This is a genomic window from Pseudomonas sp. KCJK9058 (genome assembly GCF_046230975.1).
GTDB lineage: Bacteria > Pseudomonadota > Gammaproteobacteria > Pseudomonadales > Pseudomonadaceae > Aquipseudomonas > Aquipseudomonas alloputida.
This window is the reverse complement of the sequence record NZ_JBJJLR010000012.1, coordinates 1-18,696: the sequence shown is the minus strand read 5'-3', so window position 1 is coordinate 18,696 and position 18,696 is coordinate 1. Positions and strand designations below refer to the sequence as shown.

Sequence of the window (18,696 nt, the reverse complement as noted above, 5' to 3'; positions counted from 1 at the left end):
CATGCGCGGCTGGCTGGCAGGTAGCCTGACTGGCGTCAGCATGTTGTTGGCCGCCCCACTGGGGGCAGTGACCACCAGTACCTTCACGGTGACGGCGCAGGTTGTCGCCGGGTGCCTGGTGGTGGGGGGTGTCACCAGCTACGGCACGCTCGATTATGGCTCGCAGTCGGCGCTGTCCACGGGGCTGCTCAGCACATCGCTGGGTGGTTCTACCGTGACGTTCCAGTGCACGCCGGGCGTGGCCATGAGCATGAGCCTGGACGGCGGGCAAAACACTGCCAGTGGCACACGCAACCTGAAGCGCACCAGTGGCACGCAAGTGCTGGCCTACCAGTTGTACCGGGACGCCGCCTATAGCCAGGCCTTGGGAATCGGCCAGAGCGTGGCGGTGAGCTATTCCGACCCGACGGCGATCAAGCTTCCGGTGTACGGGCGGGTCCAGCTGACCGGCACACTGCCGGCAGGGACCTATACCGATGTGGTGCAAGTGACGGTGACCTGGTAACGGCCAGCGCCACCCCTGACAAGTGTCTAAGGAGAGCTGCATGCGGGCAGGCGCGAAGTGGACGCGTGGATTGACTGGATTGTTGTCGCTGGCAAGCCTGCCGGCCTGGGCGGCCACTTCGGTGCTGATCTGGCCGATCGACCCGGTGCTGGAGGCCGACCAGAAGGCCGGTGCGTTGTGGCTGGAAAACCGTGGCACTGCGCCGGCAAACCTGCAGGTGCGGGTATTCGCCTGGCGCCAGGGTGATTACCAGGAGCAGTTCCAGGCACAGCGCGAGATTATCGGCAGCCCGCCGGTCGCCAACATTGCGCCCGGGCAGAAGCAGCTGATCCGCCTGACCCGTACCGGCCCTTCACCCGCCGGCCAGGAGCAGGCCTACCGCATCATCATCGACGAGATTCCGCCCGCCATCCCGGTCGACAAGGCCGAGCCCGGTGCCACGGCGGCCATTCGTTTGCAGATGCGTTATTCGGTGCCGCTGTTCGTCTATGGCGAAGGGCTGTGGGGCAAGGCCGACCCTGAAGGCAAACGCAATGCCGAGGGCGTGGGCAAGCCACAGCTCAGTTGGCGCCCGGTGACGGTGCAGGGCAAGCCCTACATTGAGCTGCGTAACACGGGCCCGGTACATGCGCGGCTGACCGATGTGGTCGTGCAGCAAGGCCCCCAGAGCAAGCCACTGGCTGAAGGCCTGCTGGGCTATGTACTGCCAGGGGCAAGCATGCGCTGGCCGGCTCCCGTGGCATCCGGCAACGTTAGCGTGCTGAAGGGCAGGGTCAATGGTCAACACTCGGCGGACGCCATCCGCCAAGGCCAATGAGCCAACGGCTGAATGAAGTGCAGGGGCCAAGGAGGACCCGGCAATGGTTGGAAACCGTGTGTGAAATGGCTCCCGGCGACGACGTGCCGCTGGTGCCTAGGGCTGGCCATGGTCAGCCCCGCGCTGGTGCTGGCCGACGACTTGCCCCCACCGCCCACGGAGATGTCCGCCATCGCCGAGGCCACCCTTTACCTCGACCTGGTGGTGAACCAGATGCCCAGGGTTGAACTGATACCGGTGCAGCAGCGGGCCGGGCGGTTGTACCTGGACAGCGACCTATTGCGTGCAGCCGGCGTTTCGCTGCCGGGCAACCCCCAGGGGGAGGTGGCCCTGGACAGCATCGCGGGGCTGCATACCGATTACGACAGTCAGAACCAGCGCCTGTTGCTGCAGGTACCGCCGGCCTGGTTGCCTGACCAGCAAGTGGGTGATCGCAACCTTTACCCGGCCAGCGATGCGCGCAGCAGTTTTGGCGCCTTGTTCAACTACGACCTGTATCTCAACGACACCGATCAAGGCGGCACCTACCTGGCCGCCTGGAACGAGCTGCGCCTGTTCGACAGCTGGGGTACCTTTTCCAGCACCGGGCAGTGGCGTCAGTCTTTCAATGGCGCACAGGCGGACGATACCCGCCGTGGCTTCATGCGTTACGACACCACCTGGCGCTTCACCGACGAGCAGCGCCTGCTGACCTACGAAGCCGGTGACTTCGTGACGGGCGCCTTGCCCTGGAGCAGTTCGGTGCGCGTGGGCGGGGTGCAGCTGTCACGCGACTTCGCGGCGCGTCCGGATCTTGTCACTTACCCGTTGCCTGCGTTCGCCGGCGAAGCGGCGGTGCCGACGTCGCTCGACCTGTTCATCAACGGTTTCAAGTCCAGCACCACCGAACTGCAGCCAGGCCCGTACACCCTCACCAACGTGCCGTTCATCAACGGTGCCGGGGAGGCGGTGGTGGTCACCACTGATGCCCTTGGCCGGCAGGTGTCGACCACCTTGCCGTTCTACGTCACCAGCAGCCTGCTGCAGAAGGGCCTGTCGGACTACTCGGTGGCCGCCGGCAGCCTGCGCCGGGATTACGGCGTACGCGATTTCAGCTATGGGCCGGGTATTGCCTCGGGCAGCCTGCGCTATGGGCTCAGTGACATGTTCACCCTGGAAACCCACGCCGAAACGGCGGAGTCGCTGATGCTCGGAGGGCTGGGTGGCAACATGCGCGTGGGCAATTTCGGCGTGCTCAACGCTGCCTTGGCGCAAAGCCGGTTCGAGGGCGACAAAGGCCACCAGGTCGCCCTTGGCTACCAGTACAACAGCCAGCGCATCGGCTTCGGTTACCAGCGCCTGCAACGCCATGGCGATTATGCCGACCTGAGCCGTGTGGGCTCCCCGGACATGCAACTGAGCAAAAGCAGCGAACAGGTTACCCTCAGTGTCAACCTGAACGCGTACGGCAGCATTGGCGCTGGCTACTTCGACGTGCGCGCCGGTGACGGAACGCGTACCCGGTTGATCAACCTGAGCTACAGCAAGCCGCTGTGGGGCAGCAGCAGTGTGTACCTGTCGGCCAACCGTGAAGTGGGTGACAGCCAGTGGGCGGTGCAGGCGCAGCTGGTGATCCCGTTCGACCTGCACGGCACCCTGGCGCTGAGCATGGAACGCAGCAATGAAGGCGAGACCCTGCAACGGGTCAACTACAGCCGTGCGGTGCCAGCGGGTGTCGGCGTCGGTTACAACCTGGGCTATGCCGCAGGCAGCGACCGTGATGCCTATCGCCAGGCCGACGTCACCTGGCGCCTGCAATCGGTGCAATTGCAGGCCGGTGTGTATGGCAGCAGCGGCGAGATGACCCGCTGGGCCGACGCCAGTGGTTCTTTGGTGTGGATGGATGCCGGCGTGTTCGCCGCCAACCGTATCGATGATGCCTTCGTGGTGGTCAGCACCGCAGGTTACGCCGATGTGCCGGTGCGTTATGAAAACCAGGAAATCGGCCGTACCGATGCCAAGGGGCACTTGCTGGTGCCTTACAGCAGCGGTTACTACCGGGGCAAGTACGAGATCGACCCCATGAACCTGCCACCGGATGTCCTCGCACCGGACGTTGAGCAGCGTGTGGCGGTACGACGGGGCAGCGGTTACTTGCTGGAGTTCCCCCTCAAGCGCGTCATGGCGGCCAGTGTCGAATTGGTGGATGGCAACCAGCAGGTGCTCAAACTGGGTAGCCGTGTCACCCACGCAGAGAGTGGCACCCAGGCGGTGGTGGGGTGGGACGGGTTGGTGTACCTGGAGAACCTGTCGTCGAATAACCATCTTCAGGTAGCGCTTGAAGGGGGTGGGCATTGCGAAGTGGCGTTCGACCTGCCTGACGCGCAAGGCTCGGTCCCTTTGATTGGTCCGTTGGTGTGCCGATGAATGCCTGGCGGCGGGGCCTGGTGGCGAGCGTGCTGCTGTTGCCGAGCAGTACGGCCTGGGCGCTTTGTTCGTCGGTGGCCACCTTGCCGGCAGCGTTTGGCAGCCTTAATTCGACGCAGGTTCGCAACACGGTACAGACGGCTTCCAGCCTCAACTCCGGGTTGCAGTGCACCGGTTCACTACTGACCGTGCTCAGCAGCGGTGATCATTTCTACGCCACGATCACGCCCGCTTCGGGCGGTCTGGTCGGCCCGACAGGCGATGTCATTCCCTACACGCTCTATGCCGACAACACCACCCGCTACCCGATTACCCGGGGTGTGGCCTACGACTTCGCCCGCAACGGTATCCTCGACTTGCTGGGGCTGCTCGGCGGTACCACGCCCAAGGCGGTGCCGATCTACATGCGCACCCAAATTGGCAGCAATGTCGCGGCCGGGTTGTATCAAGAGGCCCTGACCGTGGCCTGGAGCTGGGATTATTGTTCGGGTATTGGTGCGTTGGGGATATGCCTTGGGCGTGACATCGGCTCGGGTAGCCAGGTCTTGAACGTGAGCCTGACGGTGACCAACGATTGCCAGATCACCACCCCCGACATCAGCTTCGCCAGTGCGCCGGTGGTGGCGGGGTTCGGCACGGTGAGCCAGGGCATAAACGTGTCATGCACCAAGGGCAGCAGCTACACGGTAGGGCTGGGTGACGGGCAGAACGTGTCCGGTGGGCGGCGGCGGATGAAGTCTTCGGCCAACAACTACCTGGCCTATGACATTTTCAAAAGTGCCGGTACCGTGCGCTGGGGGGCGTCCGGGGCTGCCAGGCGTTCCAGTACGGACGCCGACATCAACCCCGGCGTGGGTACCGGCACGGGTAGCCAGGTGTTCAACTACAACGCCAAGGTCTATACCGATCAGGCGACACCGCCGGCTGCGACCTATACCGACAGTGTGATACTGGATGTGCAGTTCTGAACGGCGGTCTATACCCCCGAAGGAGCCGCCGCGTGTCGCGACGTGCTGCTCCTGCAGGGGCTGCGCAAGACGAGGTTCAGCGCAAATCGCCTACCATGCTTGCCAGGGTCTCCAGCACCGCGCCGGCCAGTGCCTTCGAGCGCGCCCCCGACCACCCGGCGACTGCATCGGGCGCGTCGTCATGGTCCTTGAACGGCATCTCCAGCGTCAGTGACAGGCAGTCATGGGCCATGCCCACCGCATTGCAGGCCAGCGTCGTGTTCGCCTGTCCGGGTTCGTCACGGGTATAGCCATGCACCGTCTGGAAGTCGCGAGTCAGGCTGCACAAGGTGGTACGGAACTGCTCTTCGAGCTTGGCCAGCCGAGGGGTGTAACCGGGGTTGCCCTCGCATGCGGCCGTGAACACGTGCGGGATCTCTTCGTCACCGTGCACGTCGATGAAGGCATCCACACCGTACTGCTTCATCTGTGCCTGTGCAAAGAACACTTCCGGGCTGAATTCGACGCTGGCGTCCTGCCAGGCGCGGTTGAGGTCCTTGCCCTTGAAGTTGGTGCGCAGGTGGCCGAGGAAGGCGCCGTCGGGGTTCATGTTGGGGATCAGGTAAAGGTCGGCCTTGGCCAGCAATTGCTGGACCACTGCGTCGTTGGCCTGCAGGCGGTCGATCACACCTTCCATGAACCATTCGGCCATGTGCTCGCCCGGGTGCTGCTGGGCAATCAGCCACAGCTTGCGCTTGCCTTCGGCACCGTCGCCTGCCCGCAGCAGCGGGATATCGCGGCCCTGGATACTGCGGCCGCTGGCCAGCAACTCGACACCCGGGAGTTGGCGGGCCCGTTCGATCAGCTGGTTGTGGCGCGCACGCGGGTAGGGCTCGAAATAGGCGAACCAGATCTGGTCCTGTTCAGCCTTGACCTCGAACGATAGCGCCGTACCGTCGAACTGGCTGGGCACGCGGAACCAGCGCTGCTGGTCGTAGCTGGCCACAGCGTTGTAGCCGCTCCACGCGTTCTTGTACGAGGAGCCAGAAGCGTTGTCCAGGCTGAAGCGATGGACCTGCCCCGGTGTGAGCCCGCTGACCTTGAAGTGGAACCACTGGTAGTGGCCGCTGTGGGTGTCCGGGCGAATGGCCAGGTGTACCTGGGCCGGGTTGCTGGCATCCAGTACCTGTATGTTGCCGGAGTCGAAATCGCAGTCGATCTGCAGGGGGGACAGCGTCACGGTCATGTGCCGGGCTCCTTTGCGGGCATTGTTGTAGGGGTACTGTATACGGCTTGGCGGGGATGCTGTGCAAGAACAGGCAGGGCGAGCCGTGAGCGGACAGCCCGTATGCGGCGGGCCAGTGCCGGCAAATGCGTGGACTTCAGGTTATCTGAAGAACTGGCTGGGCGTGGTACCGAACTGGCGTTTGAACATGCTGGCGAAGGCACTTGGGCTGTCATAGCCCAAGGCCCCCGCCACATCGATGATTCGCTCGCCCAAGGCAATCCGCTCCAGTGCCTGCATCAGCCGCGCCTGTTGGCGCCACTGGCCGAAGGTCATGCCGGTTTCCTTGCGGAACAACCGCTGGATGGTCTTTTCGTCCACCCCCAGTCGCAAACCCCAGTCGGCAACGGTGGCGTTATCGTCGGGCCGTTCATGCAATGCCGTGCAGATCACCCGCAGGCGCTGGTCGCTGGGCTGCGACAGCTTCAGCGGCAAGGTCGGCAGTACGCAGATCTCGTCGAGGATCAGGCGCATGACCCGGGCTTCGCGCGAGTCCTCGGCAAAGGGTGCGGTGAACCCCACCGAGGCCTTGATCAGTTCGCTGAGCAAGGGCGAGATGCTGATGGCCTTGCTCTGCAGGGGCAGGCCTGTTGCCGCGTCGATGCGCACGAACACACTGCGCATCTTCACGTCGCCGACACAGCGAATGGCGTGCACCTGGCCGCAAGGCATCCACACACCGCGGCTGGGTGGCACTGTCCAGCATTCGTTCCCGGACTCGACGATCATCAGGCCTTTGATGGCATAGATCAGTTGATGCTTGGTATGGCTATGGGGCTCGATGAACCAGTCGCTTGGGTAGTCTGTCGCACGGCTACCCACTTCCCAGGTCCACTCATCGACCTCCACCAGCAATTCACGCTGCGGCTTTACCATCGTGACCTCGTATCGAAGCAGCCTGGCAGCGCCACTTTAGCAGCAACGGCCAGGGCGGGCCCGCGAGCGGGTGGCCGGTAGCAAGGCGGTGGCCAACCCGAGCAGCGGCAGGAACGCGATGGCTTGGTACACCCATTCGATGCCATGCCGGTCGGCCAGTGTGCCCAGGCCGGCTGCACCCACGCCGCTGATGCCGAACATCAGCCCGAACATCACCCCCGAAACCATGCCGACCCGGCCTGGCACCGCCTCCTGGGCATACACCACCAGGGCAGCGAATGCCGAGGACATCACCAGGCCGATGGCCACCGCCAGTACGGCTGTCCAGGCGAGGTTGGCATGGGGCAGGGCCAGGGCGAAGGGCGCCACGCCGAGGAACGAGACCCAGATCACGGCCTTGCGCCCGATGCGATCACCCACCGGGCCACCGGCAAAGGTGCCCAGCGCAACGGCTGCGAGGAACACGAACAGGTACAGCTGGCTGTGCTGCACACTCAGGCCGAAATGCTCGATCAGGTAGAAGGTGAAGAAGTTGGTGAACGAAGCGATGTAGACGAACTTGGCGAACATCAGCACGGCGATCACCACCACAGCGCGCCACATGGCACCCCGCGACAGGCCGGGGGCCTGTTGGCCCGCGAAGCTCTTGAGCCGGGCCTGGCCGTGGCGCACGCTCCAGCCCGTCACCCGCAGCAGCACCAGAACGGCCAGCGCAGCGGCGAGCATGAACCAGGCAATGGCCGGTTGGCCGTGCGGAATGATGATGGCAGCGGTGAGCAGTGGGCCGAGGGCCGAGCCGGTATTACCGCCGACCTGGAAGGTTGATTGCGCGGTCCCGAAGCGCCCGCCGGAAGCCATCCTGGCGACCCGCGAGGCCTCTGGGTGAAAGGTGGCCGAACCCACGCCGACCACGGCGGCGGCCACCAGCAGCATTTCATAGCTGCCGGCAAAGGCGAGCAGGGCGATGCCCACCAGCGTCACCACCATGCCGGCAGGCAGCAGGTAGGGTTGTGGGTGCTTGTCGGTGAACATGCCGACCCAAGGTTGCAGCAGCGAAGCGGTCACCTGATACACCAAGGCGATCCAGCCGATCTGGGCGAAGCTCAGCGCGAAATCGCCTTTCAGCATGGGGTAGATCGACGGCAGTACGGCTTGAATCAGGTCGTTGAGCAGGTGGGCGAATGCAGCAGCACCGACGATGCGCACGACAAAGCCCTGAGGCTGGTCGGCAGGCGTGGCGGCGGCTACGGAGGCGGCGGAAGTTGTCATGGGCAAGGTTCTTCTATGGCAAGGGAGCAAGGCATTGCCGCAGCAGGTTATCCAGTGCCGAGGTTGCCTGTCTCACGCCGAACGGGCAGCCAATGTCGCGTTTCGGGCACCCGTGCCCACAGCCTGACAAGCGCACGCAATCGCCCGGCATTTCATCATTGCAGTGAGGAACGGCGCGTCGCAGGCGTCAGGTGCGGCCCGTGTGCAGAAGCGGCCTTGTATCGCGGTGGGCCGCTCCTGCAGGTGGTTGCCTTCAGGCCATATCGGCTGCGGTCTTGCCGGCGACCTTGTGGCGGCCGCCCAGCCATACCAGCAACAGCCCCGCAGCCGCCAGCACACCTCCGGCCATTGGCACGGCGGCGTAGCCCAGGTTCAGGCTGATAACCGCACCACCCAGCGCCGCGCCCACGGCGTTACCCAGGTTGAACGCCCCCACGTTGATCGAAGATGCCAGGCCCGGCGCCTCGATGGCGGCAGTCATGACGCGCATTTGCAGCGGCGGTACCACGGCGAAGGTGAACATGCCCCAGACCAGCAGGGCGATGGCGGTGCCGAGGTGGCTGCTCAGTACCAGGGGCATCAGCAGCATGATCAGCGCCAGCACGGCAAGGAAGATTTTCGCCGCGCCATCCAGCGACCAGTCGGCCAAGCGGCCACCCAGGCTGTTGCCAAGGGTGAAGCCAACGCCGATCAGTACCAGCGCCAAGGTTACGAAGCTGTCCGAGGCACCGGTCAGTTCGGCCAGCACCGGCGCCACGTAGGTGTACAAGGTGAACATGGCGCCGGCACCGAGCACGGTGGTGGCCATTGCCAGCAGCACGCTGGGGCGGGCAATGACCGCCAGTTCCTTGCGCACATGCGGCACGCTGCCGCGTTCACCCTTGGGCAGGGCGTACCACAGCGCGGCCATGGCCAGCAGGCCAAGTACGGCGGTACCGGCAAATGCCATGCGCCAGCCGATCTGCTGGCCAATCCAGGTGGCGGCCGGCACGCCGCCGATGTTGGCGATGGTCAGGCCCATGAACATGGTGGCCACGGCGCTGGCCTGTTTCTCCTTGGGCACCACGCTGGCTGCCACCACGGCTCCCAGGCCGAAGAACGCACCATGGTTGAGGCTGGTGACCAGTCGCGAAGCGAGCAGGGTGTAGTAGTCCGGCGACAGTGACGACAGCAGGTTGCCAAGGGTGAAGATGGCCATCAGCGCCATCAGCGCAGCGCGCTTCCCAAAGCGGCTGAACAGCAAGGTCATGATCGGCGCGCCGACCATCACGCCAATGGCATAGGCGGTGATCAGCATGCCGGCGCTGGGGATGCTCACCTCCACGCCTTGGGCGATGACTGGCAGTAGCCCCATCGGGGTGAACTCGGTAGTGCCGATGCCAAAGGCGCCAATGGCCAGCGCGAAGAGCACGCGGCCGGGTCTCATTGTTTGAGCAGTCATCAGTGTCAGTCCCAGGTTGGCGCCAGGCCGTCAGGGCTGACCTCGCGGCCATTGCGCTCCAGCTTGGCGATGCGTGCCATATCGTCGGTGTCCAGCGTCAGGCCACGGGCAAGCAGGTTGCTGGCCAGGTTTTCACGCTTGGTCGACGACGGGATCACGGCATAGCCCAGTTGCAGGGCCCAGGCCAGGGCAACCTGGGCGACGGTAGCCTTGTGCTTGGCGGCAATCTGGGCCAGTACCGGGTCTTTCAGCACTTTGCCGTAGGCCAGGGTCATGTACGAGGTCACGGTGATCCCTTGTTCCTTGAGGAACGCGGTCAACTTGCTGTTCTGCAGATAGGGGCTGAGCTCGATCTGGTTGGTGGCGATTTCCCCTTTGCCGACCACGGCAATGGCTTGCCTGGTCAGCTCGATGTTGAAGTTGGAAACGCCGATCTGGCGAGTCAGGCCTTGCTGCTTGGCGTCGGCCAGGGCCTTCATGTACTCGGGCAGTTCTACGCCGTTGCCCGGCGCTGGCCAGTGGATCAGCAGCAGGTCGACGTAGTCGGTGCGCAGTTTCTGCAAGCTGTCACGCAGGCTGGGGATCAGCTTGTCGGCGGCGTAGTTGTCGACCCAGATCTTGGTGGTGATGAACAGCTCGCTGCGCGGCACGCCGCTTTCGGCGATGGCCTGGCCCACTTCGGCTTCGTTCTTGTAGATCTGGGCGGTATCGATGACGCGGTAGCCGACAGCCAGGGCAGACTTGACCGAGTCGATGACGGTTTGGCCGGAGAGGCGGAAGGTGCCGAGGCCGAAGGAAGGAACGCTCATGGGGTTGCTCCTGAATAGGGGGGGGATCATGTGGTGCCCAGTGTGCAGGTTTGAACGGCAGCGAATAAGCCGCCATGGCGCCAAAGTCCTTTGACCTGTAGTCACAAATACATTTTCAAGCTGTGCATTCACTACATAAATAGGGCCCGAGGGGATTGGAACCTTGTTCAGCTAGCGCTTTTTTATCAAGCGTTGAGGCTGCCCATGACCCCTTCAGTAATACCCGCCGACTCCATCGATGCGCTGATTGCCCGTCAGCTGCCAGGCTGGCTCAAGCGCGCATCTGCCCAAGAGCTGACATGGCTGCGCGCTGCTGCTTTGCGCCAACAGCGGGCGCAGGACCACGTCGACGCCTGGTTAGGGGCTATAACCCCCTTGGATGAGTTCGCCGAGTCGTTGCTCAAACGTGCACCCGAGGCCCATTCGATCAAGCAGGTAGATTTGCGCCAGTCTCAGCTCAGGCTGGTGACCCTGCAGCCCAAACCGTCGATATCACCTGCTCTACCTAGCACGTCAACACGCATCGTCAGCAACCAGACGCTTCTCTCGGCGGCACTGCATAACTTCCACGAAAAGGAAATGCAGCCTGGCTGGTTCGCGGCCGGGTCGCAGTTGGTCACTGCCAGCGGGCACCTGCTGCCGCTAAGTGCGCAAGCTTTTGTCCGCCTTTGCAGAGACATTGATATTGGCAGGCGTTATCAAAGCCATTTGCAATCGAAGCTTGAAGGCGAGGGAGTGGCCGTCGAGAGTGCCCTGGAGGAGGCGATGAGCGCCAACCTGGCGCTTGCTGCAATCGCCGCAAGAATCAAGGGTGAAATCGATGAGCAGACCTGTCAGTGGATCAACCAGGTGGTGGGCACAGGGTCTTTCCTGCCAGCCGACAACGCCGTGTTGAAGTGTCACACCCTGCGGCTGTTGGGCAAGGAGGTCATTGGCGCACTGGTGATCGAAGTGCGTCAGAACGCCCGCCTGCTTGGTGTTATCGCGTGGTTCCCTGAGGACCCGTATGCCCCGGTGAGTTGGCACACCAGCTGGGAGCTGCTGTACATGACCCTTGGCATACGTTTGCGTAATGAAGCGTATCGGCGCTACTTCCAGCGCTTCGTCGCAGAGCGTGATCGCGTCGCCTTCTGCGCGGCGCTGAACGCGCTGCTCAGCCACGGTAATACCGTTCTCCCGCTTGAGCTGGATGGCCGCTGTTTTGCGATCGAGGGCGACGTGTTTGTCGCGCTGCGCCAAGCCCGGATCGACAAAATGCTGGATGACGCACGGGTATTGGCGGTTTCGACAGAGGATGAAGATGTCGCCGACCGTCGCGCACGTTTGCAGGGCTATCTGGATTTGGGGTTGAGCGTGGCAGGCCTGGCAGCGCTGTTTGTGCCTGTGTTGGGGCAGGCCCTGCTGGGGCTTACGGTGGTGCAACTGGCAGGTGAGGTGTACGAAGGCTATCAGGATTGGCAGTTGGGTGATCGCGACGCCGCGTTGGGCCACTTGTTCAACGTGGCCGACACGGTTGTGATGACGGCGGTGACGACGGCCGGGGCGACGGCACTTGGCAAGCTGGCCCAGCGAGTGGCGCAGGTGGATGCCTTGGTGCCGGTAAGCCTGGGCGATGGCCAGTTGCGGCTGTGTGACCCGTCCTTGTCGGGCTATCAGCGTGAGGGCGTCGATCTGATGGTAGGACAGGCCGTGTATGAAACTGGCCGTTCGCTGAGGCGCCTGCACGATGCTGTCTATGAGGTGAGTGAAGGGGACGATGGCGCATGGCGTATTCATCATCCATCAAGGCCACAGGCCTACGTACCGGCACTTGAGCACAATGGTGCCGGGGGATGGGTGCATGAGTTCGAACAACCGCAGCGCTGGCATGACGCCGCCTACATGGTGCGCCGCCTTGCCAGTCGGACGGCGCTGGTGCCCGATGAGGCGGTGACTGCGGCGTTGCAGGCCACGGGTTTCGAGGCTGACAGCCTGCGCCGTTTGTTACTGGAAAATGCGCCCCCGCCGGCACGCTTGCTCGATGCCATCGAGCGCCAGCAATTGCACCGTGATTTCCCGGCGTTGCGAGGTGAGGCTTTCGAGGAGCTCTTCAACGAGCGACAGATCAGCCCGCAAGCAGCAGACCGGGTCTTGATGCGGGACTTCCCAGGCCTTTCCCACCGCTGCGCACGGGAAATCGTCGAGGGGGCCAGCAGTGTCGAGATGGAGAGCCTGACGGGCGCAGGCCGGGTGCCCTTGGCCTTGGCGGAACGTGCACGCTGGGCAATACGCGACAGTCGGATAGACCGTGCCTGCGCAGGGTTGCGCCAGGCCGCGGCAGAAAATGACGATACCGGCAAGCTCGCGCTGGGCCTGCTTGATGCCATCGCCCCCTGGTCGGCTGGGGTCAACGTTGAGCTGCCTGCCGCGGGCAGGGGTGGGTTGCTGCAGACGTTGAGACGGCAACTGGACAGCCGCCAGCGACAGTTGCTTGGTATTAGCCAGATGACGGATGACGCACTGGGTGAGCGGCTTGGGCGTGAGGCGCTCGCTGACCGTGAAGCGGCGGCCCGAATGATTGGGCTGGCCCGTGTGGGGCAGGGGATTCGCCCTCCTGTGCGGTTGTTCGATGGGCGTTTGGGCTACCCGCTCAGTGGCCACCTGACAGGCACCCGCCAGGCACTGCGGCGCACGTTGAACCACGTGTTTCCGGTGATGAGCAGTGAGCAGCTGGAGGTCTACCTGCAAGACCTGGCGCAGCGGGGGGTGGACCCGTGGAACCATGTCAGCCAACTGTTACAGGCCAAGGTCAGCCTCAAGCAGGCATTGCAAGCCTGGCGAAATGACGCAGGGCTGAACATTGTTCGCCGCCTGCGTCGTATCAAGGTTGCCAGGCGCATTACGGCAAGCTGGCAGCGCTTTACCCCTGGGGAGGTGGCGGGTGACTACCACCTGACCCTCGTGGGTGAGCGGGTGGGTGACCTGCCGGCTTTGCCTGAAAATGTGAGTTTTGACCACATCACGCACCTGACCCTGCGCGATATGCAGCTGACGAGCCTTGATGCGGGCTTTCTTAGTCGCTTCAGCAAGGTGCGCAACCTGGACTTGCGGAACAACCGGCTGACACGCCTACCTGCAGGTATCGAGCAACTGACCGAATTGAAAAACCTGCGCCTTGGCGGCAACCAGATCGTGCTTTCCAGCGAGGATAACCTGCGTTTGAGCCAGCTTGTGGAACTGCGCCGCCTGGAGCTCAACGGCAACCCGGTCGGTTTGCTGCCACCCTTGGCGTCTTTCCCCCTGCTGCGCCGGCTGTCCTTGCGCAACACCGGGCTGGGCGAACTGCCCGCTGATCTGGCCAGGCACGGTAATCTGGAGTTGCTGGACATGCGTGATAACCAGATCCAGACGCTGCCTGAAGCGCTGTCTTTAGTGCCGCTTCGCTTGCTGCGGGGCCTGGAGCTGCACGACAATCCACTCTCGGACGAAACCCTGCAGCGCTTGCAGTTGGCCAGGGCGTCGGCCGGGGCCGCCGAGCGTCGACGTGCAGCTCATGCCACTTCGATCCCGAACGCTGCAGCCCCTTGGTTTTCAGGGTTCACGCCAGCCCAGCGCGAGATGCGATTGGCGAGCTGGAACCGCTTGAGCCAGGAAGCCGGGGCACAGGATCTGTTTCGCTTTTTCTATGATTTACGCGCCCTGCGTGAATACGACGCACAACCGCGCGACCTTCAGGCGCGGGTGTGGCATATCCTCGAAGCCTGCGAGCAGCACGCTGAAGTACGCGCGAGCCTGTTCGAGCAAGTTGCCCGGCCGCGCAGTTGCAGCGACGAGTTGCTGCTGACGCTCAGCGAGCTGGAGGTTGGCGTGCTGGTCGCCAAGGCCGGAACAGCCGGTACCGGGTTGCAGAAGGAGCGGGCGCTGGTCAGGCTGGGGCGCTCGTTGTTCCGCCTCGACAAAGTCAACGCAATTGCCGCGCGGCATATTGCGGATTACTTTTCGAACGATCCCGTTGAGGTTTACCTGACCTATCGCGTCAGGCTGGCAGATAGTCTCGACCTTCCGGTGCAGCCCAGCCATCTTTCGTATGAGAGTTTCAGCGGGGTTGGCCGCGAAGACCTGGACGCCGCGCGCAGCGAGGTGCTGCGGCAGGAAACGCCACAAGCCTTGGCGCAGGCGCTGGCAGATCGATCCTTCTGGCAGGACTACCTGCACGAGCAGCAGGCGGCGCGCTTCAGCCGCTTGGACGAGCCTTTTCAGCAGCGCCTGGATGCGTTGCTCGAACAGTCGAAGACGTTGAGCGATGGCGACTACTTTGCCCAGGTCGAGCATATCTGCGCAGCGCGTGAGGTCGCGAAACGGCAGCTTTTGCTTGAATTGAGCCGAGAGGCAATTCAACGCCACGCCCTGTGAACGAAACAGCCCGCCGAGAGGCGGGCTGTTCGCTGGGGCGGGACGATCAGCGGCGGCGGAACAGCGGCAGCGGTTCGTCGGTGGCGGCCTGGTAGGTCACCGAGAAGTCCTTCAGGCTTTGCAGCGCGTCTTCCGGGTCCTTGTCGGCACGGATGGCGAATGCGTCGAAGCCGCAGCGGGCCATGAAGAACAGCTGGTCGCGCAGCACATCGCCGATGGCGCGCAGTTCGCCTTTGAACTTGTAGCGGTCACGCAGCAGGCGCGCATTGGAGTAGCTGCGGCCGTCGGTGAATGCCGGGAAGTTCAGGGCGATGACCTGGAAGTGGTGCACGTCTTCACCGATTTCCTCCGCTTCCTGGTCGCTGTCCAGCCATACACCCAGGCCGCCATCGCGGGCCTTGAGCACATGGGCATGGTCGCGCCACATTTGCAGCGGCACGATGTAGTCGTCGCAGTTGGTCAGCTCGTCGAACGAGGTTTCCTTGGGCAGCAGGTGCCAGGTTTCGTCGACGATCTGGTTGTTCTTAATGATTCGCTGCATAGACGCGTTCCTTGAAGGGGTCGATGCCGATACGCTGGTAGGTGTCGATGAAACGCTCTTCCTCGGTACGTTGCTCGACGTACACGGCGATCAGCTTCTCGATCACATCGGCCATGTCATCCTGCGCGAAGGACGGGCCAAGGATCTTGCCCAGGCTTGCGCCGCGTGCGGCGTTGCCGCCCAGCGACACCTGGTAGAACTCCTCACCCTTCTTGTCCACGCCGAGGATGCCGATGTGGCCCACGTGGTGGTGGCCGCAGGCGTTCATGCAGCCGGAGATGTTCAGGTCGATTTCGCCGATGTCGAACAGGTAGTCCAGGTCGTCGAAGCGGCGCTGGATGGACTCGGCAATCGGGATCGACTTGGCGTTTGCCAGCGAGCAGTAGTCGCCACCTGGGCAGCAGATGATGTCGGTCAGCAGGCCGATGTTCGGGGTAGCGAAGCCGCCTTCGCGCAGTTCAAGCCACAGCGCGTGCAGCTGGCGTTGCTCGACGTCGGCGAGGATGATGTTCTGCTCGTGCGAGGTGCGCAGGAAGCCGAAGCTGTAGCGTTCGGCCAGGTCGGCCACGGCGTCCAGCTGCTTGTCGGTCACGTCGCCCGGGGCAACACCGGTAGGCTTGAGTGACAGGGTAACAGCCACGTAGCCCGGGCGCTTGTGGGCGCGGGTGTTGCGCGAGCGCCAGCGGGCGAACCCTGGGTGCTCCGCATCCAGGGCGGTGTAGTCGACGTTGTCGAGTGCGAGGTACTCGGGGTCGACGAAGTGGCGCGATACGCGTTGCACTTCGGCTTCGGTCAGGGTGGTGGTGCCGCCACGCAGGTGGACCATTTCGGCCTCGACCTTTTCGGCGAACACTTCCGGGGTAAGGGCCTTGACCAGAATCTTGATCCGCGCCTTGTACTTGTTGTCACGGCGACCGTAACGGTTGTACACGCGCAGGATGGCGTCGAGGTAGCTGATCAGGTCCTGCCACGGCAGGAACTCGTTGATGAACGAGCCCACCACCGGGGTACGGCCCAGGCCGCCACCGACCAGCACTCGGAAGCCCAGTTCGCCGGCCGCGTTGCGCACGGGCTCCAGGCCAATGTCGTGCACTTCGATGGCGGCGCGGTCTTCCTGCGAACCGTTGATGGCGATCTTGAACTTGCGTGGCAGGTAGGCGAATTCCGGGTGGAAGGTGGTCCACTGACGGACGATTTCACACCACGGGCGCGGGTCGACGATCTCGTCTGCGGCCACACCGGCGAACTGGTCGGTGGTGGTGTTGCGCAGGCAGTTGCCGCTGGTCTGGATCGCGTGCATCTGCACGGTGGCCAGCTCGGCGAGGATGTCGGGGATGTCTTCCAGCGCCGGCCAGTTGAACTGCACGTTCTGGCGGGTGGAAATGTGGGCATAGCCCTTGTCATAGTCGCGAGCGATCTTGGCCAGGGTGCGGACCTGGTTGGCGTTCAGCTGGCCGTACGGCACCGCGACACGCAGCATCGGCGCGAAACGTTGGATGTATAGGCCGTTCTGCAGGCGCAGAGGGCGGAATTCTTCTTCGCTCAGCTCACCGGCCAGGTAGCGGCGGGTCTGATCACGGAACTGCTTGACGCGGTCCTCGATGATCCGCTGATCGTACTCGTCGTATACGTACATAAAAGTCCTGTCTCAGGCATGCAGCTATTCGCGCGCACGGCCGCGCACTCCGGTACGGAGCCGGGGAACGATAGCAGGTTGCGGTTATGCGCTAAAGTGATGTTTTTGCATATGAAAAGAACCAAATGGACTATGTGAGATTGACTGCCATTTGTGCGCGGAGCATCGCCAGGCGTTTATAATCCGGCGTTTGCTTCGCAGAGATGTGACCCCATGCTCAAGGCCCTGTGCCAAAGCTTGTGCCTTGTGTTGCCATTGGTGGCAAATGCGCAACCGGCTTCGGTGGTGTTCCTCAACCCGGGGCTGTCCACCGAGACATTCTGGACCAGCTATACCCGCTTCATGCAGGCTGCCGCGGACGAGCTGGGCATGACCCTGCAGGTGCAATACAGCGAGCGCCGAGCCGACCTGGCACTGGCCCAGGCCCGGGCGATCCTGAGTGCGCCGCAGCGTCCGGATTACTTGGTGCTGGTCAATGAGCAGTACGTGGCACCGGAAATCCTGCGGTTGTCGCGTGGCACCGGGGTGAAACTGCTGCTGGTCAATAATGGCCTGACCGCCAGCCAGCGCCTTAGCATCGAGGCCCAGCCCGGCAAGTATGCCGAGCCACTGGGTACCTTGATGAGCAACGACGAGCAGGCAGGCTTCCAGATGTTGCACCTGATGCTCGCGCAGCTGCCTCGCGACGCAGGGCCGGTGGATCTGGTGGCTTTTGCCGGGGTCAAGACCACCCCGGCCTCGCAGTTGCGCGTTGAGGGCATGCGCCGCGCCTTGGCCGATTTCCCTCAGGTGCGCTTGCGGCAAGTGGTATACGGCGGCTGGAACCGCCAGCGCGCCTACGAGCAAGCGAAGCAGTTGCTTGAGCGTTACCCGGCCACCCGGCTGGTGTGGTCGGCCAATGACCAGATGGCCTTTGGTGCCATGCAGGCGTTCGAGGAGGCCGGGTACACGGCGGGTCGTGACGTGCTGTTCGCTGCCGTCAACAGCTCGCCCGAAGCGTTGCGCGCACGTATCGATGGGCGCTTGAGCGTGCTGATGGGGGGGCATTTCACCCTTGGCGGTTGGGCCATGGTGATGCTGCACGATGACGCCCACGGGCTGGCGTTGAACCGCGACGGCCTGCGCGAGCGCCGTGTTCCGGTATTGCAGGAAATCGATCAGGCCAAGGCCAGGCGTTGGCTGAAGCTGTTGGAAAGGGACGACTACGGCGTCGATTTTCGGCGTTACAGTGCTGAAGGGCGCCCGCCCGGTTACCGTTACCCGTTTCTGGCGTCACCGGTCGAATATTGAATGACCCTGCTTGAGGGAAGGGCATTGCTCGTCTTAACTGCTGGTGGTGAAGTGCATTCCCATAACCACTACAAGAGGCAATGCAATGGGAAACTCAACCAAGGTCCGCAAAGCTGACAGCAGCGTCGATGCCTGGGCGATCCTCTGCCTGATCGTTCTGGTGGTGGTCACTGCCGTGTATTGGGTCAGCCACCAGTGACTTGAAACTCAAGACCGTGATGTAGCAGGGCGCCTGTGGGAGGGAATCTCGCAGGCGCTTTATTATTGCCTGTGGCCGCCTCTTCGCGGTGAAAACATATCCCTTGAGAATGGCGCAGTACCGTCGTAGGAGCGGGTTTACCCGCGAAAGGGCCGGCCCTGCTGGCCAATATCCACCCGCCGTTCACCGTTGCGGCCGCGACCGTATTCGCGGGTAAACCCGCTCCTACACACGCATCGCTGGTTGGGGAAAGGCCGTCGTAGGAGCGGGTTTACCCGCGAAA

At 63.3% G+C, this 18,696-nt stretch carries 13 protein-coding genes; 6 read left to right on the top strand and 7 right to left on the bottom strand.

Features of this window, described 5'->3' with window-relative positions; translation table 11 throughout:
* The first annotated feature begins 1 nt into the window (after nucleotide 1).
* The 4 genes from ACK59Z_RS09355 (at nucleotide 2) to ACK59Z_RS09340 (ending at nucleotide 4,696) form a co-directional block, all read left to right on the top strand.
* Nucleotides 2–505: a spore coat U domain-containing protein gene (locus ACK59Z_RS09355; protein ID WP_003250371.1), complete on the top strand. Its 504-nt coding sequence runs from the start codon at nucleotides 2–4 to the stop codon at nucleotides 503–505.
* 40 nt (nucleotides 506–545) lie between these two features.
* Nucleotides 546–1,322, top strand: a complete 777-nt coding sequence (locus tag ACK59Z_RS09350; protein WP_014861818.1) for a molecular chaperone — start codon at nucleotides 546–548, stop codon at nucleotides 1,320–1,322.
* A gap of 108 nt (nucleotides 1,323–1,430) precedes the next feature.
* A complete protein-coding gene (locus tag ACK59Z_RS09345; protein ID WP_108191867.1) occupies nucleotides 1,431–3,728 on the top strand; it encodes a fimbria/pilus outer membrane usher protein in 2,298 nt (765 codons plus the stop codon).
* Entirely contained in the window at nucleotides 3,725–4,696 is a 972-nt protein-coding gene (locus ACK59Z_RS09340) for a spore coat U domain-containing protein (RefSeq protein ID WP_108191866.1), read from the top strand. Before ACK59Z_RS09345 ends, ACK59Z_RS09340 begins: the two co-directional genes overlap by 4 nt.
* Nucleotides 4,697–4,772: 76 nt before the next feature.
* Here the strand turns inward: ACK59Z_RS09340 and ACK59Z_RS09335 are convergent, their stop codons facing one another.
* The 5 genes from ACK59Z_RS09335 to dkgB all read right to left on the bottom strand — a co-directional run bounded on the left by ACK59Z_RS09335 (nucleotide 4,773) and on the right by dkgB (nucleotide 10,355).
* Nucleotides 4,773–5,921, bottom strand: coding sequence for a M14-type cytosolic carboxypeptidase (locus ACK59Z_RS09335; protein ID WP_003250378.1), 1,149 nt, complete (start codon nucleotides 5,919–5,921; stop codon nucleotides 4,773–4,775).
* A 141-nt stretch (nucleotides 5,922–6,062) separates the two neighbouring features.
* Nucleotides 6,063–6,836 (bottom strand): helix-turn-helix domain-containing protein, encoded by a 774-nt coding sequence (locus ACK59Z_RS09330; RefSeq protein ID WP_108191865.1) that lies wholly within the window; start codon nucleotides 6,834–6,836, stop codon nucleotides 6,063–6,065.
* A gap of 36 nt (nucleotides 6,837–6,872) precedes the next feature.
* Nucleotides 6,873–8,105, bottom strand: a complete 1,233-nt coding sequence (locus ACK59Z_RS09325; RefSeq protein WP_409292871.1) for an MFS transporter — start codon at nucleotides 8,103–8,105, stop codon at nucleotides 6,873–6,875.
* 253 nt (nucleotides 8,106–8,358) lie between these two features.
* Nucleotides 8,359–9,531, bottom strand: a complete 1,173-nt coding sequence (locus ACK59Z_RS09320; protein WP_047604042.1) for an MFS transporter — start codon at nucleotides 9,529–9,531, stop codon at nucleotides 8,359–8,361.
* Nucleotides 9,532–9,551: 20 nt separating this feature from the next.
* Entirely contained in the window at nucleotides 9,552–10,355 is an 804-nt protein-coding gene (gene dkgB / locus ACK59Z_RS09315) for a 2,5-didehydrogluconate reductase DkgB (RefSeq protein WP_108191863.1), read from the bottom strand.
* A gap of 204 nt (nucleotides 10,356–10,559) precedes the next feature.
* On the opposite strand from dkgB, the gene ACK59Z_RS09310 reads away from it, so the two are divergent.
* On the top strand, nucleotides 10,560–14,747 hold the full coding sequence (locus tag ACK59Z_RS09310) for an NEL-type E3 ubiquitin ligase domain-containing protein (protein ID WP_409292869.1): 4,188 nt from the start codon (nucleotides 10,560–10,562) through the stop codon (nucleotides 14,745–14,747).
* A gap of 46 nt (nucleotides 14,748–14,793) precedes the next feature.
* On the opposite strand, the gene ACK59Z_RS09305 is transcribed toward ACK59Z_RS09310, so the two are convergent.
* Both ACK59Z_RS09305 and ACK59Z_RS09300 read right to left on the bottom strand, forming a co-directional pair.
* Nucleotides 14,794–15,288 (bottom strand): DUF934 domain-containing protein, encoded by a 495-nt coding sequence (locus tag ACK59Z_RS09305; protein ID WP_003250391.1) that lies wholly within the window; start codon nucleotides 15,286–15,288, stop codon nucleotides 14,794–14,796.
* Nucleotides 15,272–16,924 (bottom strand): nitrite/sulfite reductase, encoded by a 1,653-nt coding sequence (locus ACK59Z_RS09300; RefSeq protein WP_012052949.1) that lies wholly within the window; start codon nucleotides 16,922–16,924, stop codon nucleotides 15,272–15,274. Before ACK59Z_RS09300 ends, ACK59Z_RS09305 begins: the two co-directional genes overlap by 17 nt.
* Nucleotides 16,925–17,137: 213 nt before the next feature.
* On the opposite strand from ACK59Z_RS09300, the gene ACK59Z_RS09295 reads away from it, so the two are divergent.
* Complete coding sequence (locus ACK59Z_RS09295) at nucleotides 17,138–18,214, top strand: ABC transporter substrate-binding protein (protein WP_108191861.1); 1,077 nt, start codon at nucleotides 17,138–17,140, stop codon at nucleotides 18,212–18,214.
* Nucleotides 18,215–18,696: the final 482 nt, after the last annotated feature.

Bases quoted from the DNA above. Each gene is read 5' to 3' on its own strand.
- ACK59Z_RS09355 (WP_003250371.1), top strand. From the start codon at position 2: ATGCGCGGCTGGCTGGCAGGTAGCCTGACTGGCGTCAGCATGTTGTTG.
- ACK59Z_RS09350 (WP_014861818.1), top strand. From the start codon at position 546: ATGCGGGCAGGCGCGAAGTGGACGCGTGGATTGACTGGATTGTTGTCG.
- ACK59Z_RS09345 (WP_108191867.1), top strand. From the start codon at position 1,431: ATGGTCAGCCCCGCGCTGGTGCTGGCCGACGACTTGCCCCCACCGCCC.
- ACK59Z_RS09340 (WP_108191866.1), top strand. From the start codon at position 3,725: ATGAATGCCTGGCGGCGGGGCCTGGTGGCGAGCGTGCTGCTGTTGCCG.
- ACK59Z_RS09335 (WP_003250378.1), bottom strand. From the start codon at position 5,921: ATGACCGTGACGCTGTCCCCCCTGCAGATCGACTGCGATTTCGACTCC.
- ACK59Z_RS09330 (WP_108191865.1), bottom strand. From the start codon at position 6,836: ATGGTAAAGCCGCAGCGTGAATTGCTGGTGGAGGTCGATGAGTGGACC.
- ACK59Z_RS09325 (WP_409292871.1), bottom strand. From the start codon at position 8,105: ATGACAACTTCCGCCGCCTCCGTAGCCGCCGCCACGCCTGCCGACCAG.
- ACK59Z_RS09320 (WP_047604042.1), bottom strand. From the start codon at position 9,531: ATGAGACCCGGCCGCGTGCTCTTCGCGCTGGCCATTGGCGCCTTTGGC.
- dkgB (WP_108191863.1), bottom strand. From the start codon at position 10,355: ATGAGCGTTCCTTCCTTCGGCCTCGGCACCTTCCGCCTCTCCGGCCAA.
- ACK59Z_RS09310 (WP_409292869.1), top strand. From the start codon at position 10,560: ATGACCCCTTCAGTAATACCCGCCGACTCCATCGATGCGCTGATTGCC.
- ACK59Z_RS09305 (WP_003250391.1), bottom strand. From the start codon at position 15,288: ATGCAGCGAATCATTAAGAACAACCAGATCGTCGACGAAACCTGGCAC.
- ACK59Z_RS09300 (WP_012052949.1), bottom strand. From the start codon at position 16,924: ATGTACGTATACGACGAGTACGATCAGCGGATCATCGAGGACCGCGTC.
- ACK59Z_RS09295 (WP_108191861.1), top strand. From the start codon at position 17,138: ATGCTCAAGGCCCTGTGCCAAAGCTTGTGCCTTGTGTTGCCATTGGTG.